At 42.8% G+C, this 1,596-nt stretch carries 3 protein-coding genes; all 3 read right to left on the bottom strand.

Annotation, left to right across the window (positions count from 1 at the left end; genetic code table 11):
- The coding region (locus AAGA18_16250; protein ID MEM9446893.1) for a hypothetical protein at positions 1-202 on the bottom strand (202 nt) is incomplete at its 3' end.
- Positions 203-333: 131 nt separating this feature from the next.
- A complete protein-coding gene (locus AAGA18_16255) occupies positions 334-1,311 on the bottom strand; it encodes a transposase (protein MEM9446894.1) in 978 nt (325 codons plus the stop codon).
- An 88-nt stretch (positions 1,312-1,399) separates the two neighbouring features.
- Positions 1,400-1,596 (bottom strand): membrane dipeptidase (locus tag AAGA18_16260; GenBank protein ID MEM9446895.1); only part of this gene is annotated, 197 nt, incomplete at its 5' end.

Genomic DNA, 1,596 nt, shown 5'->3' on the forward strand with positions numbered 1-1,596 from the left:
CCGATAATGAGAGTTTTAGAACCTCTTTTCTCGTGTGTTTTGATACCCACCCTCCTATTGCAAAGCAGTGGGTTCTTAAGGTTTTGAGGTGATACCGTTTCCCTTGATTCAACGCCAGATGCTGAAAAATTTGCATCAAGTTAAATGCTACCATGATCCAACGAAACGAGGCTTCTGTTGCCCAAAAGTCCTTTAACGGCATGTTGCAGAATGTGAATTTTTTGTTGAATGAAGTGAGAAGGTTCCAAAATATTGCTTTTTATCTGTTTATTGCAGGCTTATTTGGCTCTCATTCCATGCTTTCATGGTTTTTAGCCGATTTTAGGGCACTGCTCACGCTAGGCAAAGACCCTCATCGTGTGCCTGTAGCTTCACAAGTCGTTTGAGATTAAAGGCAATTGCTCTGCCAAACGCTTTAAATTGGTTCTTCTCAATACCTTTGTATTTCACTCTTCGATCTCTCCCTGAGAACACCCGCTCATAAGGACTTCTTATCCCGCTAAGCCAGCGGTCTTTGTGTCGGTCTTTGACCTTCATATGATTGAGCTTAACCGTAGCATCATGAAGCCCATACTTTTCCATCACCTCTCTAGCGGGCTTGATACAATATCCTTTATCTCCATATACTGCTCCTCGTTTCGGTCGAATATGCTTCAATCCTTTGGCATCTGTGACATTAGCTGCCGTAATCGCTATTTTATTAATCAGTCCACTTTGCATATCCATACTCACATGCTCTTTATAACCGTACCAAAATTTTGTCTTTCCCTTGCAACCAAAGCGTGCCTGCTTATCAGAAGCCACCTTAGCAACAGTCTGGTTGTTGAGCTTTTCATATCGTTGGCGTATTGCTTCATCGCGTTCTTCCCACAAGGCTGCTTTACTAACAAGGTGGCTCGCATCTACAAAGTTAAATACCTCATTCATATATCCTTTTGCCCTTAGCTGGTCTCGCATCTTGGCAAACATCTTACTCAACTCTTTAGTTCCTATTCTCTTGCGAGCACGCGTAAATACCGTGTGGTCTGGCGTAGTATCTTTGAGTGAAAATTCACAAAACAGCTTGGCCGCTGTATTCTCTTGAATCATTTTTTCAAGCTCTCGATCACTCAGGTCTTCTATAAATTGTAGCAATAAACAGCGAAATAGCGTTTCCATCCCATACCCCTTGGCTCCCCTCTGACTCTCAAGTCTTTTTAGCCGATACCCTATACTCTTCAAATCCAACAGTTTTAAAAACTTACGGTACACGTGCCCACACGGCACAAGTTCTTCTAAGCTTATCATTTCTACTTGGTAGCTCGTATTCATGGTATTCCATTCTTTCTGAGTCTCTCAACGCATTCAATATTTTACTCCCATTATTGTCTATTATGCAACATGCCCAAAGAAAATGCCACTAAACCACACTTCGCAGTTCTCGCAGTTGACCGAGGAGCAGTTCACCCGAATCGGCCAGGTCGTTGTTAGAGGAATGCACCAAGGTAATGTACCGTACCCCCTTATCATAATATTCCTCCACATTGGAAAGGTCATTGCCAATGGGGTAGCCGTTTTCGATACCTACGTAAATGGCACGCTTTCCTTCCTTTTCCA

This window comes from Verrucomicrobiota bacterium (assembly GCA_039192515.1).
Lineage (GTDB): Bacteria > Verrucomicrobiota > Verrucomicrobiia > Methylacidiphilales > JBCCWR01 > JBCCWR01.

What these genes read in the sequence shown, in the direction of transcription:
- AAGA18_16255 (MEM9446894.1), bottom strand. Translation starts at nt 1,311, where the DNA reads ATGAATACGAGCTACCAAGTAGAAATGATAAGCTTAGAAGAACTTGTG.